Source organism: Pseudomonas sp. MWU16-30323, from assembly GCF_020515595.1.
Taxonomy (GTDB): domain Bacteria; phylum Pseudomonadota; class Gammaproteobacteria; order Pseudomonadales; family Pseudomonadaceae; genus Aquipseudomonas; species Aquipseudomonas yamanorum.
This window is the reverse complement of record NZ_JAIWYM010000001.1, coordinates 30,743-57,718: the sequence shown is the minus strand read 5'-3', so window position 1 is coordinate 57,718 and position 26,976 is coordinate 30,743. Positions and strand designations below refer to the sequence as shown.

Genomic DNA, 26,976 nt, shown 5'->3' with positions numbered 1-26,976 from the left:
AGAAAGGATTTTCATGAAGAAGCTGTGTTTGCTGGGCCTTGTTGTCAGTTTGGCCACTCATTCCGTATTTGCCGAAACAAAGCCCGCAGTACTCAAGGACAAAGACGCCTTCGTCAGTGATCTGCTGAAACAAATGACCCTCGATGAAAAGATCGGCCAGTTGCGCCTGATCAGCATCGGGCCGGAAATGCCCCGCGAGCTGATCCGCAAGGAAATCGCCGCAGGTCGTATCGGCGGCACCTTCAACTCGATCACCCGCCCGGAAAACCGTCCGATGCAGGACGCGGCCATGCGCAGCCGGCTGAAGATCCCGATGTTCTTCGCCTATGACGTGATCCACGGCCACCGCACGATTTTCCCCATCAGCCTCGCCCTGGCCTCCAGCTGGGACATGGACGCCATCGGCCATTCCGGGCGCATCGCCGCCCAGGAAGCCGCCGCCGACAGCCTCGACATCACCTTTGCACCGATGGTCGACATCTCCCGTGACCCACGCTGGGGCCGCACCTCCGAAGGTTTTGGCGAAGACACCTACCTCACCTCGCGCATTGCCGAAGTGATGGTCAAGGCCTTCCAGGGCACCAGCCCCGCCAAGGCCGACAGCATCATGGCCAGCGTCAAGCACTTCGCCCTGTATGGCGCGGTGGAAGGCGGTCGCGACTACAACGTGGTCGACATGAGCCCGGTCAAGATGTACCAGGACTACCTGCCGCCCTACCACGCCGCCATCAAGGCCGGTGCCGGCGGCGTGATGGTTGCGCTGAACTCGATCAACGGCGTGCCAGCCACCGCCAACACCTGGCTGATGAACGACCTGTTGCGCAAGGACTGGGGCTTCAAGGGCCTGGCCGTGAGCGACCACGGTGCGATCTTCGAATTGATCAAGCACGGCGTGGCCAAGGACGGGCGTGAAGCCGCCAAGCTGGCGATCAAGGCCGGCATCGACATGAGCATGAACGACTCGCTCTACGGCAAGGAATTGCCCGGTCTGCTGAAATCCGGCGAGATCGAACAGAGCGACATCGACAACGCCGTGCGCGAAGTGCTCGGCGCCAAGTACGACATGGGCCTGTTCGCCGACCCTTACCTGCGCATCGGCAAGGCCGAGGATGACCCGGCCGACACCTACGCCGAAAGCCGTCTGCACCGCGCCGACGCACGTGACGTGGCACGCCGCAGCCTGGTGCTGCTGAAAAACCAGAACGACACCCTGCCGCTGAAAAAGACCGCGACCATCGCCCTGGTCGGCCCGCTGGCCAAGGCGCCGATCGACATGATGGGCAGTTGGGCCGCTGCCGGTAAACCCGCGCAATCGGTGACCCTGCTGGACGGCATGAATGCCGTGATCGGCGACAAGGGCAAAGTGATCTATGCCCGTGGCGCCAACATCACCAACGACAAGAAAGTCGTCGACTACCTCAACTTCCTGAACTTCGATGCGCCGGAAGTGGTGGATGACCCGCGCTCGTCCCAGGACATGATCGACGAAGCCGTCAAGGCCGCCAAAGGCGCCGACGTGGTCGTGGCCGCAGTGGGCGAGTCCCGTGGCATGTCCCACGAGTCGTCGAGCCGCACCGACCTGAACATCCCGCAGAGCCAGCGCGACCTGATCAAGGCCTTGAAAGCCACCGGCAAACCGCTGGTGCTGGTGTTGATGAATGGCCGTCCGCTGTCGATTGTCGAGGAGAACGAACAGGCTGACGCAATCCTCGAAACCTGGTTCGCCGGTACCGAAGGCGGCAACGCCATCGCTGACGTGCTGTTCGGTGACTACAACCCGTCGGGCAAGCTGCCGATCACCTTCCCGCGTTCGGTGGGGCAGATTCCGACCTACTACAACCACCTGAGCATTGGTCGGCCGTTCACCCCGGGCAAGCCGGGCAACTACACCTCGCAGTACTTCGATGACACCACCGGGCCGCTGTTTCCGTTCGGTTATGGCTTGAGCTACACCCGCTTCAGCCTGTCGGACATGGCACTGTCTTCTACCACCCTGAACAAGTCCGGCAAGCTCGACGCCACCGTGCTGGTGAAAAACACCGGCAAGGTCGATGGCGAAACCGTGGTGCAGCTGTACATCCAGGACGTGGCCGGCTCGATGATCCGCCCGGTCAAGGAATTGAAGGACTTCCAGAAGATCATGCTCAAGGCGGGCGAAGAGCGCGCGGTGCACTTCACCATCACCGAGGAAGACTTGAAGTTCTACAACACCCAACTGAAGTTCGCGGCTGAGCCGGGCGAGTTCAATGTGCAGATCGGATTGGATTCCCAGGATGTGAAGCAGCAGAGTTTCGAACTGCTCTAAAGTCTTGCTCGGTCAAAGTGTGGGAGCGGGCTTGCTCGCGAATGCGGTGTGTCAGTCAATGGAAGTTTGGCTGATCCACCGCTTTCGCGAGCAAGCCCGCTCCCACATTTGATTGGGGTTTTCTGGCTAGCCGCGGCGGTCCAGAAGATTGACCACCAACCGATCAATCCACCCCCACACCCGCTGCTTCACGCGCCGCCACAATGGGCGTGACTGCCACGCCTCAAGGCTCACCGCCTGGCTCTTGGCAAAATCCCTTTCGAAACTCCCCGCCACCGCCAACGCCAATTCCGGGTCCAACGCCTCCAGATTCGCCTCCAGGTTGAAGCGCAGATTCCAGTGGTCGAAGTTGCACGAACCAATGCTCACCCAATCGTCCACCAACACCATTTTCAGGTGCAGGAAGCACGGCTGATACTCAAAAATCTGCACCCCGGACTTGAGCAAACGCGGGTAATAACGGTGCCCGGCATACCGCACCGACGGGTGATCGGTACGCGGTCCGGTCAACAGCAAGCGCACATCCACTCCGCGCCCCGCCGCCCGGCGCAGGGCACGCCGTACGCTCCAGGTCGGCAGGAAATACGGCGTGGCCAGCCAGATACGCTGGTGGCCGCTGTTCAGCGCACGGATCAGTGATTGCAAAATATCCCGGTGCTGGCGAGCGTCGGCATAGGCCACCCGCCCCAGCCCCGGCCCTGTCGCCGGCACCTTGGGCAAGCGTGGCAGGCCAAAATGCGTGGCCGGTTTCCAGGCCCTGCGATCGTCGTTGGCCAGCCATTGGCGATCAAACAACGCCTGCCAATCCAGCACCAACGGGCCACGAATCTGCACCATCACTTCGTGCCAGTCGGCGGTGTCTTCCCCGGGTGTCCAGAATTCATCCGTCACACCCGTGCCGCCAACCACAGCGACGGTCTGGTCGATCAGCAACAGCTTGCGGTGGTCTCGGTAGAGGTTGCGCATCCAGCGGCGCCACCTCAGGCGGTTATAGAAACGCAGGTCCACCCCCGCCTCGATCAATCGCCGACGCAGGCCCAGGGTAAACGCCAGGCTGCCGTAGTCATCGAACAGGCAACGTACGCGCACGCCACGTTCGGCGGCGGCCACCAAGGCCTGAACCATCGCCTCGGCACACGCGCCCGCCTCCACCAGATACAACTCCAGCGCGACCTGTTGCTCGGCCTGGGCGATGCTTTCCAACATGCGCGGAAAGAAACTCGGACCGTCGATCATCAACTCGAAACGGTTGGCGCTGCGCCACGGGAACACTGCGCCGCTCATGTCAGCGCGCCGTGAAAATCAGGACCGCACCCACCGGCACCGACAGGCTGATCTGCGACAGCCCGGCGGCCTTGCGCAATGTGGCCACGCCCGGCAGCAAATCGAAATCCTCGGCGTGCACCACCAGCGGTTCCAGGGTGACCACCTGGAAGCGTCGGTCATCCAGGCGAGTCGCCAGCAATTCGGCGCTGTAGGTCTGGGTCTTGCCGTGCAGCGTCACCGACAGCGGCAGGCGCAGCTCGTATTGCGCACCGGGGGCCAGGTCGTTGATCGGTTGCAGGTTGATCTGCGCGTTGATCACCGCGTCCGGGAAGGTCTTGATCTCGAACAGCTCATTGCGCATGCGCTCGTCGCGCAGCGGAATGCCGCTGTTGATCGACTCCAGTTCGACTTCCAACTGCGCCGCGCCCTTGCTGTCGACCTTGCCATGCAGCACCAGAAAGCGCTGCACTTCGGCGACGTCGGTGTTTTTGGTGGTGACGAACGACAGGCGCGAGGACTCGTTGTCCAGGTACCAGTCGGCGTGAGCAGGCACAGCTGCTCCGGCCAGCAGCAGGAAGGCCATGGGTTTGAACAGGGACATAAAGACTCTTGGGGCAAAAAACCTGCACGAACCTTAAGCGCAATGTAACGAGCGGCGCAAATCCAATGTGGGAGCTGGCTTGTGTGGGAGCTGTATTTCAGGCCAACGCCTGCTGCACATCGCGAATGGTCGATTCCAGGGTGGCCAGGTGCAGGCTCAGCACCCGTTCCACCGGAGCCTGATCCATCGGCCAATGCAGCGCCATGCTGCCCACCAACCGCCCATTGGCCCGCACCGGCAAAGCCACCGCGCGAATCAGGAACGGCAGGCGCACCGGGTATTCCCAGTAGCCTTCGGTGCGCTGGCCAAACCCCTGATGCTGGGATTGTTCACACGCCCGGTATTGATCGTCTTCCGCCACCCGCTCACGGCCGGCCAGGCGCTGCACTTCATCCGCCGACAATTGCGCCAGGCACGCCTTGCCCATGGCCGAATGAAACAGGCTGGCGTGCTGGCCGACGATCTGGCAGTTGTTCGGGTAGAGCTTGCGCAGCACCGTGGGGATCGCGCTTTCCATCACTTCCAGGCGTTCGCCGTCGAAGCTCGACAAATCCACCACCAGGCCGGTGCGCTCGCTGAGGTCCAACAGCCACGGCGCGGCGCTTTCCACCAGTTGGCGCTTGAAACGTTGCTGAGTGTCGCCGAACAAACGCCGGGCCCGCAGGCGGTAACGCCGGTCGCTGAGGCCACGATAGACCCAGCCTTGTTCCTGCAAGGTCAGCAGCATCCGCGAGACGGTGGCCTTGGGCAGGTGAGTCAGGTAGTGCAGTTCTTCCAGCCCCAGCGCCTGGTGCTCGCCGAGCAATTCGATGATCGCCAGTGCCCGCCCCACTGAGCGTACGGTTCCCGTCTCGGCGTCGCTGCCCATGTGTCGATCTCCTTGATGCCGATGGATGATCTGATTTCACAGCAAGATACAGGCCCGTCGCGACTCAGCCGGTCGGCGAGAGGCAAGCGGGCGGCCGCCGCTGCACCCACTGGGTCAGTTGTTCGTGGGCGTACGCCAGTTGCAACACCGCCCTGTCCGCCTGGGCCGGGCCGATGATTTGCAGGCCCATGGGCAAACCCTGGGGGTTGAACCCCACCGGCACGTTGATGCTCGGCAGACCGGCCAGCGTGGGGCCGATCACCACTTCCATCCAGCGGTGGTAGGTGTCCATCTCGCGCCCTGCGACAAGGCGCGGCCAGGGTTGTTGTGCATCGAAAGGGAACACTTGGGCGGTGGGCAGCAACAGGAAATCGTAACGTTCGAACAGCTTGCCGAGGGCGCGGTACCAGTCGCTGCGGTTGACCGACGCCAGGTAAACGTCCGCCGCACTCAATTGCAAACCGCCCTGCACTTCCCATTGCGCCTCGGGTTTGAGCAGCGCGCGTTTTTGCGGGTCGGCGTAGGCCGCGCCGAGAGAGCCCTGGATCAGCCAATGGCGGTGCACCAGCCAGGTCTGCCACAGGCGTTCCAGGGAGAATTCCGGTTGGCAGTGCTCAACCTCGCAACCCAACGCGGCGAAGTCCTTGAGGGCCGATTCGCACAGGCTCATCACACCGTCTTCCATCGGCAGATAACCGTTGTAATCCCCGAGCCAACCCAGGCGTGCACCCTTGAAGTCATGCTGCAGCGGCTCACCCAACACCGCCGGATCTTCCTTGAGCGACAACGGCACCCGAGGGTCGTAGCCGGCCTGCACACTCAGCAGCCGCGCCACATCCGCCACGCTGCGGCCCATCGGGCCTTCCGTGGCCAGTTGCTGGACGAACAGCTCCGGCGCCGGCCCGTGAGGCACCCGGCCCTGGGACGGGCGCAGGCCAAACACGTTATTGAACGCCGCCGGGTTACGCAGCGAGCCCATCATGTCGCTGCCATCGGCCACCGGCAGCATGCGCAATGCCAGCGCCACTGCCGCGCCGCCGCTGCTGCCACCGGCCACGAGGCGCGGGTCATAGGCGTTGCCGGTGGTGCCGAACACGCTGTTGTAGGTCTGCGAGCCCAGGCCGAATTCCGGCACGTTGGTCTTGCCGATGATGATCGCGCCACTGGCCCGCACCCGCGCCACGCTGATCGCATCTTCTTGAGGAATGTGCTCGGCGAACAGCGGCGAGCCAAGGGTGGTACGCAGACCTTGGGTGGCCGCCAGGTCCTTGATCGCCTGGGGCATGCCGTGCATCCAGCCACGGGATTGGCCTTGGTCCAACTCGCGATCACGCTGCATCGCTTCGGCCAGCACCTCCTCATCAGAGCGCAGCGAGACCAGCGCATTCACCGCCGGGTTGAAGCGCTCGACCTGGGCCAGATACGCCTGCATCACTTCATGGCAGGACACCTGCCGCGCATGGATCGCCCGGGACAGTTCGATGGCATCCAGTTCAACAATACTCAAGGTTTCACCTCGCTGGAAAACGGCGCCGGTCGTTTCGCCCGTGGCGCCTCATGCATGCAGTAAGTGCCCAGCAGCGTCAGGACGCAAGCGAACAGCACATAAAATGCCGGGGCTACCGGCGTGCCCAGCACCTTGCTGAGCCAGGTGACGATCAACGGTGCAAAGCCCCCGAACACCATCACCGCCACGTTGTAGGCCACCGACACCCCGGTAGAGCGTACTTCGATGGGAAACTGCTCCGCCAGGGCCGTCGGCGCCGGGCCGAAAAAGCCGCCGATGGCGGTGCACAGCATCACCTGCATCACCAGCAAACGCTCGATGGATGGCGCCGTCGCGACCCACACATACAGCGGGTACACCATCACAAAAAACGCCAGGGTGAACGCCATCAATACCGGACGCCGACCCAGCCGATCCGACAACAGGCCGGACAGCGGAATCACCACGGTCATCAGCGCCACCGCGAACATCTGCACCATCAGCACCTGGTCCAAAGGCAGGCCGAGGTTCTTGTGGGCGAAGGTCGGCATATTCACCAGCACCACGTAGAACGACACCGTTGCCCCACACGCCAGGCCCATCGACACGAGGATGCTGCGGCGGTGATCGCGGATGACCTCCATCAAGCTCGGTGCCGCCCCCTTGGCCTGTTTGCGCGCCTCGATAAATTCCTCGGGGTCTTCCATGTGCCGGCGGATCCACAAGCCCACCGGGCCGATCAGCAAACCGAAGATGAACGGCAGGCGCCAGCCCCAGACTTCAAGGGTTTGCGGCTCGAAAAAGTGCGTGACCAACGCCACCATCGCCGCCCCGCCGAACACCGCCAGGCACTGCCCCACCAACTGCCAGGAACCGTACAACCCCTTGCGGTGGGCCGGCGCGCTTTCCACCAGGAACGCCGTGGCACTGGCGTATTCGCCGCCGGTGGCAAAGCCCTGGAGCATGCGTGCAACCACAATCAGCATCGGCGCGCCCATGCCGATCGCCGCATAGCTGGGAGCGAAAGCGATCAAGGCGATGGAGATGGTCATCAGCCGGATGATCAGTTGCATCGCGGCCTTGCGGCCTTTGCGGTCCGAATACATGCCCAGCAGAATCCCGCCCACCGGACGCATGAAGAAGCCGACGCCAAAGGTGGCCAGGGCCATCAGCAGCGAGGCGTATTCATCCTCCGAGGGGAAAAATTGCCGGGCGATGATGCTGGCGAGAAAGCCGTAGACGATGAAGTCATACCATTCCAGCGCATTGCCAATCACCGCCGCCACGACCTGGCGGGTGCGGGATACGCCCTGTTTTGCAGTCTGCATGAGGAACACTCCATTCAACCTGTTGGGAAAGGGTCCAGCGGCAGAAAAAAGAGGTCGTCAGGCGGGCTTGAGCCAGCTCTCGGCCAGCGCGCCCCAGTAGGCGGCGCCGGTCAACAGGATGTCGTCGTTGAAGTCATAGGCGGGGTTGTGGACCATCGGCCGCGAGACGCCGTTACCGATAAACAGGTAGCTGCCGGGGCAACGTTGCAGCATCCAGGCGAAGTCTTCGCTGCCCATCAGCTTGGTGGTGTTGCCGTCGACGGCGTCCTCACCCAACAAGGCGACACCGACCTCGCGAGCGAACTCGGTTTCATCCGGATGGTTGACCAGCACCGGATAGGCCGGCCGATGTTCGATCTGCGCGGTGCAGCCGAAGCTCGCGGCCTGGGTCAGGATGATCGCCTTGACCCGCTCCAGCATCAATTCACGCACGTTTGCATCCAGGGCCCGCAGGCTCAAACGCAACAGTGCTTGCTGGGGAATCACGTTGGCCGCCTGGCCCGCTTGCAGGGCACCGACGGTCACCACGGCGGCTTCCTGGGCATTGATATTGCGCGCCACCACGGTCTGCAACGCCATGACCATACTGGCGGCGGCCACCAGCGGGTCCACCGTCAGGTGCGGCATGGAACCGTGGCCGCCGACACCTTCGAGGGTCACGGTGAGCAAGTCCTGGGAGGCCATCATCGGCCCGACCCGCAGGCCCAGATGGCCAGCGGGCAAGCCCGGCATGTTGTGCATGCCGAACAGTGCGTCGCAGGGAAAACGTTCCAGCAAGCCGTCGGCGAGCATGGCTTCGGCGCCGCCCTGGCCTTCTTCGGCGGGCTGGAAAATCAGGTTCAGGGTGCCGTCGAATTGACGGGTCGCGGCCAGGTAACGCGCGGCGCCCAGCAGCATGGTGGTGTGGCCGTCGTGGCCGCAGGCGTGCATGCAGCCGGCGTGTTGGCTGCTGTAGCTGGCGCCGGTGTTTTCGATGATCGGCAAGGCATCCATGTCGGCACGAATCCCCAGCTTGCGCGCGCTGCTGCCATTGCGCAGCACACCGACCACGCCGGTCTGGCCGATACCGGTGTGGACTTCATAGCCCCAGCTTCGCAGGGATTGCGCCACGAGGGCCGAGGTGCGGTTTTCTTCAAAGCCCAGTTCGGGGTGGGCGTGAATGTCCTGACGCACGGCGTGCAGGTCGCTGGCGACATCGCTCAGCCAATCCAGGATGTGCTGGTGTGGGCTCATGGTGATTCTCCTCGCAGGCGGGTGTTCCCGTTCTTGTTCGTTGCACACCGCCAGATAACCGCGATGTGCGCAGGAGGACAATCAAAGGTGGTTCCACCCTGTGGAACCTCATGGTGTGAGTCGGCAGCCCTCGCGTTGGCCCAGCCATTGGGCACTGTGGGTGCGACCCAGGCCGCTGGCGGTCACCCGGTGTTTTTCCGGGTTGTCGGCGAAGGCGCTGGTGGGCACGTATTGCTTCACATAACCCACGCAATAATCAGCGGGATTGCCTTCCACATACCGGCACGAGCAGTACTCCTTGGCGGTATAGGCGGCGATGATGTCGGGGAAAGCTTGCAGATTGACCCGCTCGTGCCAGACCCAGCCGAGCAACACGAGTAGCAGCAGGATCAACAGGCTGATGAAGGGATGGCGGCGGATCATGGTTGCACCGCCGCGAGGACGCGTTTGAGGAGTTCGTTGTGGCGATAGCTACCGTCGCGGTCGTCGCCGTAGCGCACGATCACCAGGTGTTCATCGGGCATTACGTAGAGCGCCTGACCCCAGTGGCCAAGGGCGGCGAAGGTGTCGGCGGGCGCGTCCGGCCAGGGTTTGGCGGCGCCCTGCACTTCGCGGTTGAGCCACCATTGGCCGCCGGGGACTGCTTCGTCCTGGCCGGGCTTGTAGTGGTCGAAGGGTTGGCGGTTGAACGCGATCCACTCCTTGGGCAGTAACTGGCGGTCGCCCCAGCGACCGTCGCGCTGCATCAGCAGGCCGACGCGCGCCAGGTCGCGGGCGGTGAGGTAGGCGTATGAAGAGGCGACGAAGGTTTCGTCGGCATCACTTTCCCAGGTGGCGTTGCGGATGCCCAGCGGCTGGAACAGGGCGGTCCATGGGTAGTCGACGTAGGCCTTGTGGCCGAGCATGCCTTTGAGGGTGGCGGACAGGATATTGCTGTCGCCGCTGGAATAGCGGAATGCCTGGCCGGGGGCGTTGAAGGTGGTGGTGTCGGCGCTGAATTCGGCCATGTCGTGGCGGCCGCGGGTGTAGAGCATTGCCACCACCGAGGATTTCAGCGGGGCGAATTCGTAGTCTTCCTGCCAGTCGAGGCCCGAGGCCCAGTGCAGGAGGTCGGCCATGGTCACCCTTGGGTGTTGTTTCATGGGTGGGTAAAAGCGAGCGGCGGGGTCGCTGAGTTTGAAGCGGTTTTCGCCGAATGCCACGCCGAGTACGGTGGCCATCAGGCTTTTGCTGATGGACCAGGTCAAGTGCGGGGTGTTGGCGGTGGTGGGGGCGGCGTAGCGTTCGTAGATGATCTGGCCGTCACGGATGACCAGCAAGGCGTCGGTGCGGATGCCTTTGCGGGTGCTGTCGTCGCGGGGTGGGAAGGCGTAGTCATCCAAGGCCTTGGCGGCCGGGCCGGTCAGGGGCTGGCCTTGGGACCAATCCTTCTCCGGCCAGGTTTCGGCGTGGGCTGTCAGGGTGAACAGCAGCGCGGCGTATAGGAGGCCTTTGAACATGGACGTTGAGACTCAGGGCATTCAAGCCCGCGAGGCTAGCCCAGGGGGATGACGGTTTTGTTACGGGGCCCTGGGGGGAGTACATATCCGTTATTTGGGTAACGGCGGCTTAGGGTTCCGCTCTTACAGCGGCTCACTTTTGAAAAGCGCAAAAGTAAGCAAAACGCTCTTGCCCCACCACTCGGCACCTCGCCTAGGCTCGGTGTGCCAGCGTGGTTTAACGGGGCGCCTAAGATCAAAATCAAGATCAAAAGCACAGCGGCCTCCCGGCCGGCTTGAGTGTTGAAGAGCAAAATCAAAAGCTAAAGCGGGCACGGTTCAAATGTGGGAGCTGGCTTGCCTGCGATAGCATCAACTGGATGTACCTGATGTACCGAGTTGTCTGCATCGCAGGCAAGCCAGCTCCCACAGAAAAGCAGAGCTGCATCCGCTTCAGATTTGGCTTTCGCTCTGGATCTTGCCTCTGCTTTTAACACTCAAGCCGGCCGGGAGGCCGCTGTGCTTTTGCTTTTGATTTTGATCTGCAGGCCCCGTTAACCACGATGGCCGCAAGTAGGCACGGTGGAGCGGGTAAATCGGCAAGGATGCCGATTTAGCCGCGCCGGGCCATGGATGGCCCGTCGCGGCGGCCCGCGGAGGCGTGCCGGAGTGCGGGCATGCCGAGCCTAGGCGAGGCACCGAGTGGTGGGGCAAAGCGTTTTTTGGTTACTTTTTTAGGCGTTTGTAAAAAAGTGACCCGCTGTAAGAGCGGAACCCTAAGCCGCCGTTACCGCAGCAACGGATATGTACACAAAAATCCCAAACCAGCCCCAGGCGCCTGTCATCTAAGCGTCACCGTAACTTCATGGAGATGACACCGGCCCTACATAGCCTGACATGGCACAAACAAGTCGACTGGCCGCAACCCTGGCCGGCACTCGGAGACTCGCCATGACTCAGATCGCCCGCATCAGCGACACCGGCAATGAACGCCGTCTGCAAGCCGAACGCCTGATCGGCGCCCAGGCTTTGCAGGAAGCCCAGGCCCTGCGATTCAACGTATTCAGCGGCGAATTCAACGCCAAGCTGAAAGGCGCGGAACTGGGCCTGGACATGGATGACTATGATGTTCACTGCAGCCACATCGGCGTGCGGGATTTGAACAGCGGTCGACTCGTCGCCACCACCCGTTTGCTCGACCACCAGGCCGCCAGCACCCTGGGCCGCTTCTACAGTGAAGAAGAATTCAGCCTCCACGGCCTGCTCCACCTCAAGGGCCCAATCCTGGAAATCGGCCGCACCTGCGTCGACCCCGCCTACCGCAACGGCGGCACCATCGCGGTGTTGTGGGGCGAGTTGGCCGAAGTACTCAACCAGGGCGGCTACAGCTACCTGATGGGCTGCGCGAGCATCCCGATGCACGACGGCGGCATCCAGGCCCACGCGATCATGCAGCGCCTGCGCGAACGCTACCTGTGCAACGAACACCTGCGGGCCGAACCGAAAAAGCCGCTGCCAGCGCTGGACCTGCCGTCCAACGTCATCGCTGAAATGCCGCCCCTGCTCAAGGCCTATATGCGCCTGGGCGCGAAGATTTGCGGCGAACCGTGCTGGGACGAAGACTTCCAGGTGGCCGACGTGTTCATCCTGCTCAAGCGTGACGAGCTGTGCCCGCGTTATGCCCGCCACTTCAAGGCGGCCATGTGATGAGCCGTCTTCGGGTGTACGGGCGAATTGCCCGCGTGCTGGTGGTGGTGGCCCTGGGTTTGACCATGGCCAGTGTGTTTGGCGTATTTGAGCGTTTGGGCGTGGCCAACTCGATGGTGCGCCGCCAGCGCTGGTCGCGGTTTTTCATGGCGCGGTTGACCAACGCCCTGCCCTTTCGCGTAACCGTTCACGGTGAGTTGCCGCAACAGTCGATGCTGTGGGTCAGCAACCATGTGTCGTGGACCGACATTCCGCTGCTGGGGATGGTGGCGCCGATGTCGTTCCTGTCCAAGGCCGAGGTACGCACCTGGCCGGTGGCGGGTTGGTTGGCAGCGAAGGCCGGCAGCCTGTTTATCCGTCGTGGTTCAGGTGACAGCCAGTTGATCCGCAAACAGATGACGCGTCACCTGGAACAAAAACACCCGCTGTTGATGTTCCCGGAAGGCACCACCACCGATGGCCGCACCCTGCGTACTTTTCATGGGCGCTTACTGGCCAGTGCAATTGATGCCGACGTGTCGTTGCAACCAGTGGCGATTCGTTATCTGCGCGACGGCAAAATCGACCCGCTGGCACCGTTCATTGGCGATGATGATTTGCTCTCGCACTTGATGCGGTTGTTTGGCAATGACCAGGGCGATGTGGAAATTCATCTGCTCAAGCCGATTGCCTGCGCCGGGCAGGAGCGTGCGGCGCTGGCGTTCCAGGCGCAGCAGGCGGTGCAGAAGGCGTTGTTTGGCCCCCTTCCAGAAGCTGAGCAAATGCCAGCGCGGCCAGCATTCGCGGCCTAAAGCGAGCGCGCTGAAAAATGGGGGAGCGGGCTTGCTCGCGAAGGCGGTGTATCAATCAGCAGATTCATTCGCTGACCCACCGCTTTCGCGAGCAAGCCCGCTCCCACATTTATAGTTGTATTGCCAACTGGCTATTTGAGAACCGCTGCAACTCTGGGTAAAACACCCGGAAGTCCTCGCTTAACGGTTCATACAGCGCTCGCAATTCCTGCATGGCATGGCCCAGTTCTTCGGGCCGTGTCAGGCGCCGGCCAATTCCCCGCAGTACCTGCTCCATCACCGCAAATTCCCGGTACGAACCCAGCCAGTCATCCGCCGCCATGTACGGCGCAATCTGCGCCAGCCGACCCGGCAGCGCCGGCTCTTCGGCGAGCACCCGGTAAACCTGGGAGGTAAAACGCTCCAGTGGCTGATCGGCATATAACGCCCAATCCCGCGCCAGGCAATGGTCGAAAAACACATCGAGGACGATCCCGGCGTAGCGGCGTCGGGTCAGCGTGAAGCGCGACAGCGCCTCCCCGATCAGCGGGTGGCTGTCGGTGTAGCGATCGATTGAGCGATGCAACTGAATCGCCGACTCGATTTGCGGGCTGAACTGGCCTTGCAGGCGACCTTTAACAAAGTCGCCATACAGGCTGCCGAGCAATTGAGCAGGAAGTTGGCCGCCAAGGTGCAGATGTGCGAGATAATTCATGGCGCGCAGTTTAGCACTGCCGTCAACGTATCGTTATAACCCGATATACCGATTTAATCTGGTTTAAGACCAAAATCATATTGGTATATCGGGATACAACGATTTAAGGTTCGCCTCATCGCGATATAACGTTTTACAAACCCGAGCATCACTGCCATGTCCATCGACCTCGACGAAATAATAAAAGCCCTGGCGCACCCAGTACGGCGAGACATCCTCAACTGGCTGAAAGACCCTAAGACGCAATTCCCCGATCAGATCCACCACCACGAGCATGGCATTTGCGCCGGGCAGATCGACCAGCGCTGCGGGCTGTCCCAGTCCACCGTCTCGGCGCACTTGGCGAACCTGCAACGGGCAGGACTGATCAGCAGCCAGAAGGCTGGCCAATGGCATTTTTTCAAACGCAATGAGGATGTGATCCAAGCCTTCCTCAAAGCGCTCACCGAAGAACTCAGCGCACCGCTGTAACAAGGACTCACCCATGCCTCTCTCGCTACTCATCCTGGCCTTAAGCGCCTTCGCCATCGGTACCACCGAGTTCGTCATCATGGGCCTGTTGCCGGATGTGGCGGCCGACCTCGGTGTATCGATTCCCGGCGCCGGCTGGCTGGTGACCGGTTACGCCCTGGGCGTGGCCATCGGTGCGCCGTTCATGGCACTGGCCACCGCCAAGCTGCCGCGCAAGGCCGCCCTGGTAGCGTTGATGGGCATCTTCATCGTCGGCAACCTGCTCTGCGCCCTGGCCAGCGACTACAACGTGCTGATGTTTGCCCGTGTGGTCACCGCGCTGTGCCACGGCGCCTTCTTTGGTATCGGTTCGGTGGTCGCCGCCAACCTGGTGCCGGCCAACAAGCGTGCTTCGGCCGTGGCGCTGATGTTCACCGGCTTGACCCTGGCCAACGTGCTCGGCGTACCGCTGGGCACCGCGCTGGGTCAGGAAGCCGGCTGGCGCTCGACCTTCTGGGCCGTGACCGTCATAGGTGTGATTGCGTTGATCGGCCTGATCCGCTTCCTGCCGGCCAAGCGTGACGAGGAAAAACTCGACATGCGCGCCGAGCTGAGAGCGCTCAAAGGCGCCGGCATCTGGCTGTCACTGAGCATGACCGCACTGTTCGCTGCCTCGATGTTCACCCTCTTCACCTACGTCGCGCCGCTGCTGGGGGATGTCACTGGCGTCTCGCCCAAAGGCGTGACCTGGACCCTGTTGCTGATCGGCCTGGGCCTGACTGTTGGCAACATTATCGGCGGCAAGCTGGCCGACAAGCGCCTGGCTGCCACCCTGATCGGTGTATTCATCAGCATGGCGGTGGTGTCCACGGTCCTGACCTGGACCAGCGTCGCCGTGATCCCGACTGAAATCACCCTGTTCCTCTGGGCCACCGCCTCGTTTGCCGCCGTACCGGCGCTGCAAATCAACGTGGTGACCTTCGGCAAGGCGGCACCGAACCTGGTGTCCACCCTGAATATCGGCGCCTTCAACATCGGCAACGCCCTCGGCGCCTGGGTAGGCGGCAGTGTGATTGCCCATGGCTTCGGCCTGACCAGCGTGCCCCTGGCCGCTGCAGCACTGGCCGTGCTCGCGCTGCTGGTGACCCTGATTACTTTCCGTCAGACCGGCGATGCCGACCTGGCCCCCGCGACTAACTGATCAACTAAACAGAAGGGTGTTATCCCATGACGACTATTTTCGATCCAATCAAGCTGGGCGACCTGGAACTGTCGAACCGCATCATCATGGCGCCGCTGACCCGCTGCCGTGCCGACGCCGGTCGCGTGCCCAATGCGCTGATGGCTGAGTACTACGTACAACGCGCTTCCGCCGGTCTGATCCTCAGCGAAGCCACTTCCGTCACGCCAATGGGCGTGGGTTACCCGGACACCCCGGGCATCTGGTCCAACGATCAGGTTCGCGGCTGGGCCAATGTGACCAAGGCCGTGCACGGTGCAGGCGGCAAGATCTTCCTGCAACTGTGGCATGTGGGCCGGATCTCCCACGAGTCGTACCTGGACGGTGAAACCCCGGTCGCGCCAAGTGCCATCCAGCCTAAAGGCCACGTCAGCCTGGTACGCCCACTGGCCGACTACCCAACGCCGCGCGCCCTGGAAACCGCCGAAATCGCCGACATCGTCGACGCTTACCGCGTAGGCGCCGAGAACGCCAAGGCTGCTGGCTTTGACGGCGTGGAAGTCCACGGTGCGAACGGCTACCTGCTCGACCAGTTCCTGCAAAGCAGCACCAACCAGCGCACCGACAACTACGGTGGCTCCCTGGAAAACCGCGCACGCTTGCTGCTCGAAGTCACTGACGCCGTGATTGAAGTGTGGGGCGCCGGTCGTGTCGGTGTGCACCTGGCACCGCGTGCCGACTCCCACGACATGGGCGACGCCAACCTGTCGGAAACCTTCACCTACGTCGCCAAAGAGCTGGGCAAGCGTGGCATCGCGTTCATCTGCTCCCGTGAAAAGGAAGCGGGCGACAGCCTCGGCCCACAACTGAAAGCAGCTTTCGGCGGCCCGTACATCGCCAACGAACGCTTCACCAAGGACAGCGCCAACGCCTGGCTGGCCTCCGGCAAAGCTGACGCCGTAGCGTTTGGCGTGCCGTTCATCGCCAACCCGGACCTGCCCGCTCGCCTGAAGGCCGACGCGCCGCTGAACGAAGCACATCCAGAGACGTTCTACGCCAAAGGCCCGGTCGGCTACATCGACTATCCGACCCTGGCACTCTGATCTGCTGAAACGAAAAAGCCCCGGCTTACGAAAGCCGGGGCTTTTTTATGGGCGGCGGGAAACATTCCTTCACAGCCTTGCAACAATATTGCTACAAAATACTTAGCAAACTACCTATCAACCACCCGCCAGCCCGTATATAAAGTCACCCCACAAAATCAGGGAAAAGTCTGGTTGACCTCCCTTGGTCTTTATTGTTGACACAACTGGTCGCAATTACGCATTTTGTCTTAATTGCGCAGGCCAGGGCTCAAGCGCAGCATGTCCAACGCGATATCCACCCACCGTTCTGCGTCCTGGGCCAATTGAAAACTGTCGGGTACCAGCAGCCATTGGCCGAGAATTCCGTCGATATAGGCGTGCATGCACACCGCCGCACGTACGGTGTCGAGATTCTCCGGAAGCTGCCCGCGATGGACCGCGTTACGCAGGGTCAGCCCGATGCGCAGGTTGCATTCAAGGCTGGCGGTCTGGCGCTGACGGCGCAGATCACACATTTCATCGGTGAATTCGCACTTATGAAACAAAATCTCATTGATGCGCCGGGTCTTCGGGTCCAGGGCCACTTGATGGAACAGATGAATCAGCAGCTTGCGCATGCAACCCAGCGGATCGACCTCGTCCTCGCTCTCACTGGCCCTGGCCAATTCATCCAGCGGCTCGTGCAGGGTATCGAGCATCGCCTGCACCAGATCGGCCTTGTTGCTGAAGTGCCAGTAGATGGCACCGCGCGTCACGCCTGCCAGCGCGGCGATATCCGCCAGTGTGGTACGCGCAACCCCGCGCTCGTAAAAGGCTTGCTCGGCCGCTTCAAGAATCTGGCTGCGCGTTTCCTGAGCTTCCTCTTTGGTACGACGAACCATGGCAGTAAAACCTCAATCAGGAATCCTGGGGCGATAGGTAACGGCAATTCAAGAGCCGGTAACCATCATCTGAATAATTGTGGGACGACACCGTCAAGGGCGCCGAACGTACTAGAATCGAGGCTTTGCGCGTTGCTTTGTCAACATTGCGCGAAGCCTGTCAAGAGTTTACAAACAACCATGAACGTAAGTATATTGCGTAGCAAGCTACTTATCTACTCAGTGCCTGTTTTTTACCCTTCCACACTTCTTGTGCGCACCCTGCGCGCCTGACCCGAGGATCTTCATGCAACTTAAGCCAGCTGTTACCGCCCTGGTTACTGCCGTCGCCCTGGCATCGCTGCTCAGCGGATGTAAAAAGGAAGAAGCGGCTCCGCCCGCTCAAACCCCTCAGGTCGGCGTGGTCACCATTCAACCTCAAGCCTTTACCCTGACATCCGAGCTGCCAGGCCGCACCACGGCCTATCGCATTGCCGAGGTTCGCCCTCAGGTCAACGGCATCATTCTCAAGCGTCTGTTCAAGGAAGGGGGCGACGTCAAGGAAGGCCAGCAGCTCTATCAGATCGATCCGTCGGTGTATGACGCCTCCCTGAAAAGCGCCCAGGCCAACCTGGCCCAGACCAAGTCGATTGCCGATCGCTACAAGCAATTGGTCGACGAGCAAGCCGTCAGCCGTCAGGAATACGACACCGCCGTGTCCAACCGCATGACCTCTGAAGCCAATGTGCAAACGGCCCAGATCAACGTGCGCTACACCAAGGTCTTTGCCCCGATCTCCGGACGTATCGGCCGTTCTTCGGTCACCGAAGGCGCGCTGGTCAGCAATGGCCAGACCGACGCGATGGCGGTGATCCAGCAACTGGACCCGATCTACGTCGACGTTACGCAGTCCTCCGCCGAGATGCTGAAACTGCGTCGCGACCTGGAAAGCGGCCAACTGGAAAAAGCCGGCGAAAACGCGGCCAAGGTCAAGCTGACCCTGGAAGACGGCAGCGCCTACAAGCTGGACGGCAAGCTGGAGTTCTCCGAAGTCTCGGTCGACCAGACCACCGGTTCCGTGACCCTGCGTGCCGTGTTCCCGAACCCGGATCACACCCTGCTGCCAGGCATGTTCGTACACGCCCAGCTGCAAGCCGGCGTGAACAGCAAGGCCATCCTGGCTCCGCAACAAGGCGTCACTCGTGACCTCAAGGGTGTACCGACGGCACTGATCGTGAACAAGGACAACAAGGTCGAGCAACGTGTCCTGGTGGCCAACCGCACTTCCGGCGCCTACTGGCTGGTGGAAAAAGGCCTGGACGCTGGTGACCGCGTGATCACCGAAGGCCTGCAATTCATCAAGCCGGGCATCGAAGTCAAGGTCAAGGACGCTGACAACGCTAAACCCGCCGGCACTGCTGCAGCGCCTGCTGCCGATGCTGGTAAAGGGGAGTAATCCATGTCGAAATTTTTTATCGACCGTCCCATTTTCGCCTGGGTAATTGCCCTGGTGATCATGCTGGTCGGGGCACTGTCGATCCTGAAGTTGCCCATCAACCAGTACCCGGCCATTGCGCCAACCGCCATTGATATCCAGGTGACCTACCCGGGCGCGTCCGCACAAACCGTGCAGGACACCGTGGTGCAGGTTATCGAGCAACAGCTCAACGGTATCGACAACCTGCGTTATGTTTCCTCGGACAGTAACTCCGACGGCAGCATGACCATCACCGTGACGTTCAACCAGGGTACCAACCCGGATATCGCCCAGGTTCAGGTGCAGAACAAGTTGAACCTGGCGACCCCACTGCTGCCGCAAGAAGTGCAGCAGCAGGGTATCCGCGTGACCAAGTCGGTGAAGAACTTCCTGATGGTGATCGGTCTGGTGTCCGAAGACGGCAGCATGACCAAGGACGACCTGTCCAACTACATCGTATCCAACATCCAGGACCCGATTTCGCGAACCGCCGGTGTAGGTGACTTCCAGGTGTTCGGTTCGCAGTACGCCATGCGTATCTGGCTCGACCCTGCCAAGCTGAACAACTACCAGCTCACGCCGGTGGATGTCAGCACAGCGATCTCCGCACAGAACGTGCAAGTGGCTACCGGCCAACTCGGCGGCCTGCCTGCCGTGCCCGGCACCCAGTTGAACGCAACCATCATCGGCAAGACCCGCCTGCAGTCTGCAGAGCAGTTCGGCAATATCCTGATGAAGGTCAATACCGACGGCTCACAGGTACGCCTGAAGGATGTTGCCCGTATCGAGTTGGGCGGTCAGAACTACAGCATCGCTGCACAGTTCAACGGCAAGCCGGCATCCGGTATGGCGATCAAGCTGGCGGCCGGTGCTAACGCGCTGGACACCGGCAAGGCCATCCGCGCCACTGTAGCGTCCCTGGAACCGTTCTTCCCGCCAGGCATGAAAGCTGTGGTGCCGTATGACACCACCCCAGTGGTGACCGAATCGATCTCCGGTGTGGTTGACACCTTGGTCGAAGCGATCGTGCTGGTGTTCCTGGTGATGTTCCTGTTCCTGCAAAACTTCCGCGCCACCATCATCACCACCATGACCGTGCCGGTAGTGTTGCTGGGTACCTTCGGGATCCTGGCTGCGTTCGGCTTCACCATCAACACCCTGACCATGTTCGGCATGATCCTGGCCATCGGCTTGCTGGTGGACGATGCCATCGTTGTGGTGGAAAACGTCGAACGGGTCATGGCCGAGGAGCACTTGTCGCCTAAAGAAGCGACGGTCAAGTCCATGGGCCAGATCCAGGGTGCCCTGGTAGGTATCGCGCTGGTGCTGTCGGCAGTACTGCTGCCGATGGCCTTCTTCGGCGGCTCCACTGGTGTGATCTACAAGCAGTTCTCCATCACCATTGTTTCGGCGATGGCGTTGTCGGTACTGGTTGCGCTGATTTTCACCCCGGCCTTGTGCGCCACCATGCTCAAGCCGATCGACCCGGAAAAACACGGCCAACCCAAGCGCGGTTTCTTCGGCTGGTTCAACCGTACCTTCGACCGCGGCGTATTGAGCTACGAACGCGGCGTCGGCAACATGATCAAGCACAAGATTCCGGCGTTCCTGGTCTACGCGCTGATCCTGGCCGGCATGATCTGGCTGTTCATGCGCATCCCTGCCGCCTTCCTGCCCGATGAAGACCAGGGCGTGATCTTCGCTCAGGTACAGACGCCGGTCGGTTCTTCGGCGGAGCGCACGCAGACAGTCATCGACGATATGCGTGCCTACCTGCTGAACGACAAGGAAGGCGAGCCGGGCGAAGGCAAAGGCGTAAAATCGGTATTTACCGTAAACGGCTTCAACTTCGCCGGTCGTGGTCAGAGCTCTGGCCTGGCCTTCGTGATGCTCAAGTCATGGGAGGAGCGCGACGCATCCAACTCGGTATTCGAGATTGCCAAGCGCGCCCAAGGTTACTTCTCCCAGACGTTCAAGGACGCCATGGTATATGCCATTGTGCCGCCTTCGGTTCTGGAGTTGGGTAACGCCACAGGTTTCGACGTATTCCTGCAAGACCAGGGCGGCGTCGGTCACGACAAGCTGATGGCTGCACGCAACCAGTTCCTTGGTGCAGCGGCACAAAGCAAGATCCTGGCAGGTGTGCGCCCCAACGGCGTGAACGATGAACCGCAATACGAGCTCAGCGTCGACGACGAGAAGGCAAGTGCCCTGGGCATCAGCCTGGCAGACATCCAGCAGACCTTGGCCATCGCTCTGGGTGGCAGCTACGTCAACGATTTCATCGACCGTGGTCGTGTGAAGAAAGTGTATGTGCAGGGCGACGCTTTCAGCCGGATGTCCCCGGAAGACCTGGATAAATGGTACGTGCGCAGCACCTCCGGGAAGATGGTGCCAATGTCGGCCATCTCGTCGGGCAAGTGGATCTACGGTTCGCCGAAACTCTCGCGCTACAACGGTGTAGCCGCGATGGAAATCCTCGGTACTCCGGCACCTGGCTACAGTACCGGTGACGCGATGACTGAAGTCGAGCGCATTGCCAAGGACCTGCCGGCGGGTGTCGGTTATGCGTGGACCGGCCTGTCGTACGAAGAACGTCTGTCCGGCTCCCAGGCACCTGCGCTGTACGCCCTGTCGCTGCTGGTAGTGTTCCTCTGCCTCGCGGCACTGTACGAAAGCTGGTCGATCCCGATTGCGGTGATTCTGGTGGTACCGCTGGGTGTGATCGGTGCGTTGATGGCCACCAGCCTGCGGGGACTGTCCAACGACGTGTTCTTCCAGGTAGGCCTGTTGGTGACGGTGGGCCTGGCAGCGAAAAACGCCATCCTGATCGTGGAGTTCGCCAAAGAGCTCCACGAACAGGGCAAAGGCATCGTCGAGTCGGCCATCGAGGCATCTCGCATGCGTCTGCGACCGATCATCATGACGTCCATGGCGTTCATGCTCGGCGTACTGCCCCTGGCGATTTCCACCGGCGCAGGCTCAGGTAGCCAGCACGCCATCGGTACGGGCGTAATTGGCGGTATGATCACCGCCACGGTCCTCGCGATCTTCTGGGTACCCCTGTTCTTCGCAACCGTGTCCTCCGCTGGCGAGCGTAAAAAGACTGAAACCAAGCAAACTCCTAAAGAGGCTGGCCAATGAGCAAGTCGCTACTCTCCTTAGCGGTCACAGCATTCGTGCTCAGTGGCTGCTCGCTGATCCCGGACTACCAGCGCCCTGAAGCGCCGGTAGCCGCGCAGTTCCCGCAGGGGCCGGCGTATTCGTCGGCCCAGGCGCCTGGCCAGGCCGCTGCCGAGCAAGGCTGGAAGCAGTTTTTCCATGACCCTGCCCTGCAACAGCTGATCCAGACTGCACTGGTGAACAACCGCGACCTGCGTGTCGCGGCCCTGAACATCGACGCGTATGCCGCGCAGTACCAGATCCAGCGTGCCGACCTGTTCCCGGCAATCTCGGCCACGGGCAGCGGCAGTCGTTCGCGCACCCCGGCCAAGCTGTCGCAGACCGGCGAATCGACCATCTCCAGCCAGTACTCGGCGGGCCTCGGGATCAGCTCCTATGAGCTGGACCTGTTTGGTCGCGTCCGCAGCCTGAGCGAACAAGCGCTGCAACAATACTTCGCCACTGAAGAAGCGCGTCGCACCACCCAGATCAGCCTGGTAGCCAGCGTGGCCAACGCCTACCTGACCTGGCAAGCCGACAAGGAGCTGCTCAAGCTCACCCAAGACACCCTGGGCGCGTACGAGCAGAGCTTCAAACTGACCTCCCGCAGCAACGAAGTCGGCGTGGCGTCGGCCCTGGACTTGAGCCAGGCCCGCACCTCGGTGGAAAACGCCCGGGTTGCACTGGCGCGCTATACCCGCCAGGTGGCCCAGGACGAAAACAGCCTGACCCTGCTGCTGGGCACCGGCCTGCCGGCGAACATCGCCAGCCGGCCATTGTCTGATGACCTGTTGAGCGAAGTACCGGCCGGCCTGCCGTCGGACCTGCTGCAACGTCGTCCCGACATCCTGCAGGCCGAGTACAACCTCAAGGCTGCCAACGCCAACATCGGCGCAGCACGGGCCGCGTTCTTCCCGAGCATCAGCCTGACCGCCAGCGCCGGTACCGCGAGCCCGACCCTGGGCGGCCTGTTCAAGGGCGGTTCGGGCACCTGGTCGTTTGCACCGCAGATCAACATCCCGATCTTCAATGCCGGCAGCCTGCGCGCCAGCCTGGATTACTCGAAAATCCAGAAAGAGATCAACGTCGCCAACTACGAGAAAGCGATCCAGACCGCCTTCCAGGAAGTCTCCGACGGCCTCGCCGCCCGCGAGACCTACAAGCAGCAACTGGACGCCCAACGTGGCTTCGTCGCCGCCAACCAGGACTACTACCGCCTGGCCGAGCGTCGCTACCGCATTGGTGTCGACAGCAACCTGACGTTCCTCGACGCCCAGCGCCAACTGTTCAGTGCCCAGCAGTCGCTGATCACCGATCGCCTGGCGCAGCTCAACAGCGAGGTCAACCTGTACAAGGCCCTCGGTGGTGGCTGGAACGAGCAGACCGCGAAGAACGAGCCGTTGAAAGAAGAAGCACCGCCCTTGAAGTTGTTCTGATTACATTCAGTTGAAACGCAAAGCCCACCTTCATGGTGGGCTTTTTTTGGCTCACGCAACGCCTACTCATCCTGCGTATGTTCGAGGTTGAACGACTCACAGTTGACCGAAACAGTGCCATCGGGAACGTTATAGTGAAAGCGAAAACGGCCCTCGATACTCAGTCTTTGGCCGTTCTGAAAATAGTCATTGACCTGGAGAAGTCCTCCACCAATGCCACTACCCGTGCCACCTCCCTTATCGACGTAATTGAAAGAAGCAAAGACGTCTGCATCTTCTCCTACAAAAGGATTACCGATGAGATAAGCCGTGTCGGCAGCCAGAGGTTTGATAAACACCAAAGACAAGTTTGATGCGTCTTCACCCGGCCCGAAGTGGGTTTCCACTATGGTTGACGGTCCCTGGTACCCAATAGTCATTCTGTGGGATTTCAGAATATGCGGCCGTTGGCCCGGGGCTTCGACCACCAACTCCATGGATCCGGTTGTCGCACGCTGATTTTCAACACCCTCGATTTTCTTCGTCTCTTTGTTCCACTTGAAATCCATGACGCCGCTCCTGCTCGTAAAACGTGAATGGATCGGGGAGGACATCCAAATCACCTTCCGGCCCTCAAGCTACCCCCCCACTTCACTTTCAACAACTGGCAGAAATCACAGGTACAGACCAGTTGAGCGTCGGTTCCAGCGGGACAAGGAAACCTCCTTCCTGGTGCTCGGTGGCGGGACCTTTGGCGTGTCGATCATCGAACTGTTCGACGATCGTTATGGTAGCGACCCCCTTCGCCTGCCAGAAATACCTCCCCGCTTTTCCCTGGACCAGCCTTACCGCCTCCCGCCTGTAAAACTGCGAAAAAACCGGCCAGCCCTTCCCCGGCGACCGGCCGCGCAACTGCGTTCGATCATCGCCCAAAACCCGCTTTACCCCAATTGAAACGCGCCCACGCCGCCCCGCACCATGGCCCGCACCTGCATAACCCCAATAACAACAGGTCTAACGCCATGAGCATCGTTCACCCGCGCCAGCTACTGCTGGCGACCGCTGTCGCCAGTCTCGCCCTTCCCGTTCTCGCCGAAGAACATGGGTTTCTCGAAGACGCCAGCGCTAACCTCAACTTGCGCAATTTCTTCTTCAACCGTAATTTCACCAACCCGACCAAGGCCCAGGGCGGCGCCCAGGAGTGGACCCAAAGTTTCATCCTCGACGCCAGGTCCGGCTTCACCCAAGGCACCGTCGGGTTCGGCATGGACGTGCTCGGTTTGTACTCGCAAAAGCTCGATGGCGGACGCGGCACCGGCGGTACACAACTCTTGCCGCTGGACCGTGATGGCGAGCCCGCCGATAACTTCGGGCGCCTTGGCGTCGCGTTCAAGGCGCGAATCTCGAAGACCGAAGTGAAAGTCGGCGAGTGGATGCCGGTGCTGCCGATCCTGCGCTCCGACGATGGTCGCTCACTCCCGCAAACCCTGCGCGGCGGCCAGATCACCTCCAAAGAGATCGACGGCCTGACCCTCTATGGCGGCCAGTTCCGCGCCAACAGCCCGCGGGACGACAGCAGCATGACCGACCTGTCGATGTCCGGAAAAGCCGCCTTCACCTCCGACCGTTTCAACTTCCAGGGCGGCGAATATACCTTCAACGACAAACGCACCCAGATCGGCGTATGGAACGCCCAGCTCAAGGACATCTACCGCCAGCAATACCTCAACCTGATCCACAGCCAGCCCGTGGGCGCCTGGACCCTGGGCGCCAACCTCGGGTTCTTCTACGGCAAGGACGACGGCAGCGCCCGCGCCGGCGACCTCGACAACAAGACCTGGTCCGGACTGTTCTCGGCCCGATACGGCGGCAACACCTTCTATGTGGGCCTGCAAAAACTCACCGGCAACAGCGCCTGGATGCGGGTCAACGGCACCAGCGGTGGCACCCTGGCCAACGACAGCTACAACGCCAGTTACGACAACGCCCGGGAAAAATCCTGGCAGCTGCGCCACGACTACAACTTCGCCGCCCTGGGCATTCCAGGCCTGACCGTGATGAACCGCTATATCAGCGGCAGCAACGTACACAGCGGCACGGTGACCGACGGCAGGGAATGGGGACGGGAAAGTGAAGTGGGCTATGTAGTGCAGAGCGGAACATTGAAGGACCTCAATGTGCGCTGGCGCAATTCCAGCATGCGCCGGGACTACAACAACAATGAGTTTGATGAAAACCGGTTGATCGTCAGTTACCCGATCTCCTTGCTCTAATGCTGGAAGCTCCATGGTTGTGACTTCACTGGGAAAACGCTTAACTATTCAAAAATTTTTCCCTACGGTCGGTAGGAAAATGACACAACCCCAAATGAACCAACTCCATCGTTGCACCAATAACAATCTGTTCCGACCAACACTTCACTTAATGTTTGCAAGATGGAGCAACACTATGACAACAGTAACTTCAGGCAATCCAAGTTCATTCTCCTGGAATGACTGGCGACAAAAACTGGACGAAAAACATACAGCAAGCACCTCACACCACCAGAGCGCCCATCAGGAGCCGACCCACAACAAGGAAACTTGCCAGCGCCAACGGCACCGGTCCAACTCTTCCAGTCACTTCACTCAACACAAGTACGACGCGGCCCCACCTCCCGCTAAACCCGCTGTCACACCACCCGGTAACGAGTACCGCGCCAACGAATTCGTTTGGACCGATCTTGTCAACGTGCCGAGATCTGCGAGTGGAGCCCCCGTGACCCACGAATTTGACAATGGCAATGTCAAAATAACCTCGTCGCCCATGCACCAGGGAAGCTTCAACGGCACGCCTACCCCGCGAAACAAGGTCACCATCGAAACGGGCCATCAGGACGATCACATCGAGATAAAGACACTTCAGTCTGGAGGTGTCGTCGCTGAAATCAATGGAAAAGCCTACGCGCTCCCCATCGAAAACGTGGGTGCAATAGCTGGGCTACTTGAAATAAATACCAATGGCGGGGAAAAAGATAAGGTAAATATCGCCAAAAATATCTGGTTCGAAACGCAGATCAGCCTCAATGATGATCATCGTGTATCAGGCCGAAATGGCTACACGTCCGCACCTGAATCCTCTGACAAAAAAGCGTCAGACGCTATCCCGGTGGCTTCCCAGATGAAGCAAGAGGGTGACAGCAAGGTATTCACGCACGACGCTGTCACCATCAGCTACGATCAAAACAAATACTCCGACCATCCCGGCGACGGCGTCACACAAATCCAAACGGGTGATGGTGACGACAACGTTCGTATCAGTGCTGCCGACGATGGCTCATTAATAGCCGACATCAATGGAGAAAATTTTTTACTGCCGGTCAAAAATGACCCTACCGGACGTTCGCGATTGTTTTTACAGACACAGAAAGGCGAAGCTCACGTCACCATCGACTCAAACGTTAAAAACTTCTCCTATATCAACTTGGGCGCGGACAAGTCGGGCACGGTTTATACCGGCGGTGGATTTGTCTCCGGCCCGCAAGAAACGAAGCAGGACCAGCAATATAGAAACCAGAACTACAACCCTGTTTAAAACTGCCTGAATGGCCG

Annotated in this window: 23 protein-coding genes; 12 read left to right on the top strand and 11 right to left on the bottom strand. The window is 60.8% G+C overall.

Annotated features, from left to right (window positions below):
- Window positions 1-13: 13 nt before the first annotated feature.
- Complete coding sequence (gene bglX, locus LIY45_RS00240) at window positions 14-2,305, top strand: beta-glucosidase BglX (RefSeq protein ID WP_226474937.1); 2,292 nt, start codon at window positions 14-16, stop codon at window positions 2,303-2,305.
- 126 nt (window positions 2,306-2,431) lie between these two features.
- On the opposite strand, the gene LIY45_RS00235 is transcribed toward bglX, so the two are convergent.
- The 8 genes from LIY45_RS00235 to LIY45_RS00200 all read right to left on the bottom strand — a co-directional run bounded on the left by LIY45_RS00235 (window position 2,432) and on the right by LIY45_RS00200 (window position 10,586).
- A complete protein-coding gene (locus LIY45_RS00235; protein WP_226474936.1) occupies window positions 2,432-3,589 on the bottom strand; it encodes a phosphatidylserine/phosphatidylglycerophosphate/cardiolipin synthase family protein in 1,158 nt (385 codons plus the stop codon).
- A gap of 1 nt (window position 3,590) precedes the next feature.
- Window positions 3,591-4,172 (bottom strand): YceI family protein, encoded by a 582-nt coding sequence (locus LIY45_RS00230; protein ID WP_226474935.1) that lies wholly within the window; start codon window positions 4,170-4,172, stop codon window positions 3,591-3,593.
- A 97-nt stretch (window positions 4,173-4,269) separates the two neighbouring features.
- Window positions 4,270-5,040 carry a helix-turn-helix domain-containing protein gene (locus LIY45_RS00225; RefSeq protein ID WP_226474934.1) on the bottom strand — a complete coding sequence of 257 codons (771 nt, stop codon included), beginning with the start codon at window positions 5,038-5,040 and terminating at the stop codon, window positions 4,270-4,272.
- Window positions 5,041-5,104: 64 nt separating this feature from the next.
- On the bottom strand, window positions 5,105-6,547 hold the full coding sequence (locus tag LIY45_RS00220) for an amidase (RefSeq protein WP_226474933.1): 1,443 nt from the start codon (window positions 6,545-6,547) through the stop codon (window positions 5,105-5,107).
- On the bottom strand, window positions 6,544-7,854 hold the full coding sequence (locus tag LIY45_RS00215) for a citrate-proton symporter (RefSeq protein WP_226474932.1): 1,311 nt from the start codon (window positions 7,852-7,854) through the stop codon (window positions 6,544-6,546). The genes LIY45_RS00220 and LIY45_RS00215 overlap by 4 nt, the downstream gene beginning before the upstream one ends.
- Before the next feature lie 57 nt (window positions 7,855-7,911).
- Window positions 7,912-9,087: a M20 aminoacylase family protein gene (locus LIY45_RS00210; protein ID WP_226474931.1), complete on the bottom strand. Its 1,176-nt coding sequence runs from the start codon at window positions 9,085-9,087 to the stop codon at window positions 7,912-7,914.
- 108 nt (window positions 9,088-9,195) lie between these two features.
- Window positions 9,196-9,510: an amidase gene (locus tag LIY45_RS00205; RefSeq protein WP_226474930.1), complete on the bottom strand. Its 315-nt coding sequence runs from the start codon at window positions 9,508-9,510 to the stop codon at window positions 9,196-9,198.
- On the bottom strand, window positions 9,507-10,586 hold the full coding sequence (locus LIY45_RS00200) for a serine hydrolase (RefSeq protein ID WP_226474929.1): 1,080 nt from the start codon (window positions 10,584-10,586) through the stop codon (window positions 9,507-9,509). Before LIY45_RS00200 ends, LIY45_RS00205 begins: the two co-directional genes overlap by 4 nt.
- A gap of 930 nt (window positions 10,587-11,516) precedes the next feature.
- Here LIY45_RS00200 and olsB point away from each other — a divergent pair.
- Together olsB and LIY45_RS00190 are read left to right on the top strand one after the other, a co-directional pair.
- On the top strand, window positions 11,517-12,272 hold the full coding sequence (gene olsB, locus LIY45_RS00195; RefSeq protein WP_010176659.1) for an L-ornithine N(alpha)-acyltransferase: 756 nt from the start codon (window positions 11,517-11,519) through the stop codon (window positions 12,270-12,272).
- Entirely contained in the window at window positions 12,272-13,063 is a 792-nt protein-coding gene (locus LIY45_RS00190; RefSeq protein WP_017479323.1) for a lysophospholipid acyltransferase family protein, read from the top strand. Before olsB ends, LIY45_RS00190 begins: the two co-directional genes overlap by 1 nt.
- 109 nt (window positions 13,064-13,172) lie before the next feature.
- Here LIY45_RS00190 and LIY45_RS00185 read toward each other — a convergent pair whose 3' ends face one another.
- A complete protein-coding gene (locus LIY45_RS00185; RefSeq protein ID WP_017479324.1) occupies window positions 13,173-13,757 on the bottom strand; it encodes an ACP phosphodiesterase in 585 nt (194 codons plus the stop codon).
- 156 nt (window positions 13,758-13,913) lie between these two features.
- Here LIY45_RS00185 and LIY45_RS00180 point away from each other — a divergent pair, with 156 nt between their 5' ends.
- Genes LIY45_RS00180 through LIY45_RS00170 form a run of 3 tightly spaced genes read left to right on the top strand, consistent with a single transcriptional unit; the run spans window position 13,914 to window position 16,490 of the window.
- Window positions 13,914-14,228 (top strand): helix-turn-helix transcriptional regulator, encoded by a 315-nt coding sequence (locus tag LIY45_RS00180; protein WP_017479325.1) that lies wholly within the window; start codon window positions 13,914-13,916, stop codon window positions 14,226-14,228.
- A gap of 13 nt (window positions 14,229-14,241) precedes the next feature.
- A complete protein-coding gene (locus LIY45_RS00175) occupies window positions 14,242-15,408 on the top strand; it encodes an MFS transporter (RefSeq protein ID WP_063032752.1) in 1,167 nt (388 codons plus the stop codon).
- Between the two features lie 26 nt (window positions 15,409-15,434).
- Window positions 15,435-16,490 carry an alkene reductase gene (locus tag LIY45_RS00170; protein ID WP_226474928.1) on the top strand — a complete coding sequence of 352 codons (1,056 nt, stop codon included), beginning with the start codon at window positions 15,435-15,437 and terminating at the stop codon, window positions 16,488-16,490.
- Window positions 16,491-16,720: 230 nt separating this feature from the next.
- Here LIY45_RS00170 and LIY45_RS00165 read toward each other — a convergent pair whose 3' ends face one another.
- Entirely contained in the window at window positions 16,721-17,353 is a 633-nt protein-coding gene (locus LIY45_RS00165; RefSeq protein ID WP_003219798.1) for a TetR family transcriptional regulator, read from the bottom strand.
- A 286-nt stretch (window positions 17,354-17,639) separates the two neighbouring features.
- On the opposite strand from LIY45_RS00165, the gene LIY45_RS00160 reads away from it, so the two are divergent.
- The 3 genes from LIY45_RS00160 to adeC are packed head-to-tail and all read left to right on the top strand — an operon-like array spanning window position 17,640 to window position 23,407.
- Entirely contained in the window at window positions 17,640-18,788 is a 1,149-nt protein-coding gene (locus tag LIY45_RS00160) for an efflux RND transporter periplasmic adaptor subunit (RefSeq protein ID WP_017479328.1), read from the top strand.
- 3 nt (window positions 18,789-18,791) lie between these two features.
- On the top strand, window positions 18,792-21,953 hold the full coding sequence (locus tag LIY45_RS00155) for an efflux RND transporter permease subunit (protein WP_017479329.1): 3,162 nt from the start codon (window positions 18,792-18,794) through the stop codon (window positions 21,951-21,953).
- Window positions 21,950-23,407, top strand: a complete 1,458-nt coding sequence (gene adeC / locus LIY45_RS00150) for an AdeC/AdeK/OprM family multidrug efflux complex outer membrane factor (protein ID WP_017479330.1) — start codon at window positions 21,950-21,952, stop codon at window positions 23,405-23,407. The genes LIY45_RS00155 and adeC overlap by 4 nt, the downstream gene beginning before the upstream one ends.
- A gap of 62 nt (window positions 23,408-23,469) precedes the next feature.
- Here the strand turns inward: adeC and LIY45_RS00145 are convergent, their stop codons facing one another.
- On the bottom strand, window positions 23,470-23,955 hold the full coding sequence (locus tag LIY45_RS00145) for a hypothetical protein (RefSeq protein WP_226474927.1): 486 nt from the start codon (window positions 23,953-23,955) through the stop codon (window positions 23,470-23,472).
- Between LIY45_RS00145 and LIY45_RS00140 the strand changes: the two genes are divergently transcribed.
- The 3 genes from LIY45_RS00140 (at window position 23,954) to LIY45_RS00130 (ending at window position 26,959) form a co-directional block, all read left to right on the top strand.
- Window positions 23,954-24,340, top strand: coding sequence for a hypothetical protein (locus tag LIY45_RS00140; protein ID WP_226474926.1), 387 nt, complete (start codon window positions 23,954-23,956; stop codon window positions 24,338-24,340). The two genes, LIY45_RS00145 and LIY45_RS00140, sit on opposite strands and share 2 nt — an antisense overlap.
- A gap of 68 nt (window positions 24,341-24,408) precedes the next feature.
- A complete protein-coding gene (locus tag LIY45_RS00135; protein WP_226474925.1) occupies window positions 24,409-25,659 on the top strand; it encodes an OprD family porin in 1,251 nt (416 codons plus the stop codon).
- 175 nt (window positions 25,660-25,834) lie between these two features.
- Window positions 25,835-26,959: a hypothetical protein gene (locus LIY45_RS00130; protein WP_226474924.1), complete on the top strand. Its 1,125-nt coding sequence runs from the start codon at window positions 25,835-25,837 to the stop codon at window positions 26,957-26,959.
- The last annotated feature ends 17 nt before the right edge of the window (window positions 26,960-26,976 follow it).